General features: G+C 50.2%; 1 rRNA gene. It reads right to left on the reverse strand.

What is annotated here, in order from left to right:
• Positions 1–255: ribosomal RNA gene (locus tag GCM43_RS25670) — 16S ribosomal RNA — on the reverse strand; the annotation flags it as partial.

A 255-nucleotide genomic window follows, 5' to 3' on the forward strand; every position in this document is an offset into this window, starting at 1 on the left:
CTTTCGTAGCAACTAATGACAAGGGTTGCGCTCGTTGCGGGACTTAACCCAACATCTCACGACACGAGCTGACGACAGCCATGCAGCACCTGTGTAATGGTTCTCTTTCGAGCACTCCCAAATCTCTTCGGGATTCCATCCATGTCAAGGGTAGGTAAGGTTTTTCGCGTTGCATCGAATTAATCCACATCATCCACCGCTTGTGCGGGTCCCCGTCAATTCCTTTGAGTTTTAATCTTGCGACCGTACTCCCCA

Source organism: Janthinobacterium aquaticum, assembly GCF_009208565.1.
Lineage (GTDB): Bacteria > Pseudomonadota > Gammaproteobacteria > Burkholderiales > Burkholderiaceae_D > Janthinobacterium.